This is a genomic window from Streptococcus sp. HMSC073D05 (genome assembly GCF_001812015.1).
GTDB lineage: Bacteria > Bacillota > Bacilli > Lactobacillales > Streptococcaceae > Streptococcus > Streptococcus parasanguinis_D.
Window position 1 is genome coordinate 438,704 of sequence record NZ_KV807489.1, and the last position, 3,452, is coordinate 442,155.

General features: G+C 44.9%; 4 protein-coding genes. 1 reads left to right on the top strand and 3 read right to left on the bottom strand.

Annotated features, from left to right (window positions below):
* Positions 1–77: 77 nt before the first annotated feature.
* Positions 78–335, bottom strand: coding sequence for a SemiSWEET family transporter (locus HMPREF2832_RS05520; RefSeq protein ID WP_003011864.1), 258 nt, complete (start codon positions 333–335; stop codon positions 78–80).
* A gap of 285 nt (positions 336–620) precedes the next feature.
* Here HMPREF2832_RS05520 and HMPREF2832_RS05525 point away from each other — a divergent pair, with 285 nt between their 5' ends.
* The gene (locus HMPREF2832_RS05525; RefSeq protein WP_003012241.1) at positions 621–884 is read left to right on the top strand and encodes a SemiSWEET family transporter; all 264 of its coding nucleotides are present in this window, start codon (positions 621–623) and stop codon (positions 882–884) included.
* Between the two features lie 124 nt (positions 885–1,008).
* Here the strand turns inward: HMPREF2832_RS05525 and HMPREF2832_RS05530 are convergent, their stop codons facing one another.
* Positions 1,009–2,994 carry an FtsX-like permease family protein gene (locus tag HMPREF2832_RS05530; protein ID WP_070505905.1) on the bottom strand — a complete coding sequence of 662 codons (1,986 nt, stop codon included), beginning with the start codon at positions 2,992–2,994 and terminating at the stop codon, positions 1,009–1,011.
* Positions 2,995–3,452, bottom strand: a 458-nt coding sequence (locus tag HMPREF2832_RS05535; RefSeq protein WP_148131352.1) for an ABC transporter ATP-binding protein, incomplete at its 5' end; no start/stop codon positions are given. It lies immediately after the preceding gene.

Genomic DNA, 3,452 nt, shown 5'->3' on the forward strand with positions numbered 1-3,452 from the left:
TCAACTGTGCGGAGGTGGGACAACGAAATCGAATTCTAACGAATGACCAATTTCTGTCCCACTCTCTCTTTCATTGATTACAAGGCTGTAATGGCTGTGATCAAACCAAAGATGATCCCTGGTGCATTGGCTGCAGCAAGTGGAATATCGCGTTCTTTTTTGAAGAGCCCGTAGTAAACCCAAAGGCTACAGTTGATGGCTGCGACAAGGGGTTGAATAAAGTTCCCTTTGTGACCAGCGAGGTTATCCATGATTTGTGGGAAGTAAGACACATACATCATCACAGACATAAAAGTCGCAACCCAACCAAGAATTTTCATTTGTTTTTCATTCATTTTGAAACTACCATTTCCTTTTCTTTTTTAAGTATGCACTATTCTACCTTTTGTCCTTTACAAATTCAAGTCTTTTTTTCAAATGTTACCGAACTGTAAAGTGTCACAATCTTGTGATTTTGCAGGAAGATGGATTTCTTCTCAAGGGGATCTTCTCTCTAGTTGCCATTTTTTGACACATTGTCTAATTTTGTGCGAATGTAATCATTTTCATCTTGCATATCATGCAAATTAATTGCATTTTCTTCCTACTTATGATATTTTGATACACAGAGGTAAAATTTTATGAATAAACAAAAAATCAACCAAATCGTTGGCTCGATCGGTGCCTTTATTGGGATTATCGTTTTCATTGCCTACATCCCACAAATTATTGCTAATTTACAGGGAAATAAGGCCCAACCTTTCCAACCCTTGTCAGCTGCTATTTCTTGCTTGATCTGGGTCATTTATGGTTGGACAAAGGAACCTAAAAAAGACTGGATTTTGATCATTCCAAATTCAGCAGGTGTCATCCTAGGTGGATTGACTTTCCTAACATCACTTTAATCGAAAGCGAACAAAGACTGAACTCTAGTGGTTCAGTCTTTTTTGTGTATCCCTTTGAACACCAATTGACAATAGCGATCGGACTTTACAAGAAAAAGCCCGCTATAAGCGAGCTTCTCTTTTCCTAAATCTGCACAATCTTACGATAGCTCCGAGAGGTGATCCAAAAGACGATCAGGTAGGTGATAAGAAAGACAGCGCAGACGCTGAGGGTCACGACGAGGACTTGACCACTATTGATGACACCGAGCACTTTAAGAATGAGGCGGATCATATGGTAGGCAAAGGCCAGGTGGATAAAGGCAAAGATAAGTGGGAGGAAGAAGACGGTCCGCACTTGACGGTTGATGGTCCGTTTGACCTCGTGTTCATCGAGCCCCACCTGTTGGAGGATGACGAAGCGATCACGGTCTTCATACCCTTCTGAGATTTGCTTGTAGTAGATGACGATGACCGTTCCGACCATGAAGATCAATGATAAGAAAATACCGATAAAGAAGATGCCACCAAAGAGGCTATTCAACTCTGCCACATCATTGGCTCGGTTACCTCCATAGACAAATGTTCCTTGGGCCTGTTGGCTACTCAATTCATCGATCATCTTATCATAGCTAGCTGCCAGCTTGAGTTGCTGGTCTTCACTGACATTGACATTGAAACCACCATAGATATTGGTATAGATGGCAAGATTTGGAAACTGGGCGATAAAGGCTGAGAGGTCAGGTACGATTAGGTAATTGAAATCCTCCGTTATCATGTTATACATGTTGGGCACGTGATCGGTGATAAAATCCTTGGTCACTTCTTCCTTGACTTGGAAGTCTTGGCCATTGATAGTGAACTGCTTTTGCCCCTTAAGAGCCTCGTTATGGGCAAAGAGAACAACTTGGTTGCCGGTCAGATCGGCCTTCTCTCCGGTCATTTGCTCATAGCTAGCTGTATCAAAGACCAGAAAGACGGTTTTAGGAATGACCTTGCGTTCATCAGCTTGATAGACGGTGAAATCCGTGCCCTTTTGTGATTTGACCCCAAAGTTGGCATAGGTCATCAGGTCACGATTTTTGATCTCAAGATGATGTTCAGAGGCAAATTCATCAAATTTCTGATTGATTAGCTCCAGGTCTACCCCTTTTCCTTGGACAGAGAAATCATGAGGAGCCATGATTTTCTTGACCATTTCGCTACCGACATAGATGTTGGTTGCTGCAGAGATGGTTACTAGCACCATGGTCGAGAGGATGGCAATGGTCGCAAGCCCCACTGCATTTTTCTTCATACGATAGATGAGGTTAGAGACCGAGATCATGTTGTTAGGTTGGTAATAATACCCCTTCTTTTTCTTAAGCAGGTGCAAGAAGACGGTGATCCCAGCATTAAAGAGCAGGTAGGTCCCGATCATGACCAGGATAACGGCTAGAAAGAAGATCAAAATCGCAGACATGGGGTCTTTGACAGACAAAGCCAGGTAGTAGCCAAAACCGAGAGAGGCTAAGCCCAGGATGGTTTGGGGCCACAAGAAGCGAGCTTTCTTTTCACCACTCGCTTTCTCACGTGTCAGTTGCAGAGCATTCAAACGAAGAATCCGCCAAGCGTTGAGAAAGACCAAAAGGGCAAAGATGAGACCAAAGGTGACAAAGACCAAAACCACAATCCCAGGTTGGAAGGTGGATACCAGCTGGACCTTCATCTTCATGAGTTTCAAGAGAAAGGCGAAGATCAGCTTGTCAAAGAGGGCTCCGATCAAGACACCGGCTGAGATGGTTAGAAAGCCAAAAAGCAAGAGTTCCTTGAAGATCATGCTGATGAGATGGCGTTTCTCAAGGCCGAGCATGCTGTAGATGCCCAGTTCCTTGGAGCGGTTTTTCATGACGAAGCTATTGGCATAGAGCACGATGATAGCTCCCGCAGCATTGACCACGAACAGTCCCAAGACCAGGGTAAATATCATGGGATCTCCCCCTCGAAGCTCATGAATGTGAGGATTAAAGGTCAGGGAGTCAAAGAGGTAGGCGATGGTCACTGCGAGAATGACCGCAATCGCAAAGGGATAATAGAGCTTGCGGTTCTTGATCAGATTGGAGCAAGCTAGTTTAGTGGTTAATCGAAACATCTACTCCACCTCACTTGCCATGACCGTCAGGGTATCCGAGATTTCTTGGAACATCTGACGCTCCGTTTTTTCTCCACGGAAGATCTGGTTGTAAAGAATCCCGTCCTTGATAAAGAGCACGCGCTTGGCACGCGCTGCGGCTGCGGTCGAGTGGGTCACCATGAGAATGGTTTGACCCATGGTATTGATATCCTCAAAGACATCTAGTAACGCAGCTGAAGACTTGGAATCCAGCGCCCCTGTTGGCTCATCGGCCAGGAGGATTTCTGGCGAGGTAATGATGGCCCGCGCTACGGCTACCCGTTGCTTTTGTCCACCAGAGATTTCGTAAGGGTACTTTTCAAGCAGTTGGTGAATGCCCAACTCTCGACTGACGCTATCCACCTTGCTCATCATTTCCTTGACCGGTCTGCGAGAAAGGACTAGAGGGAGAAGGATATTGTCCTTGACAGACAAGG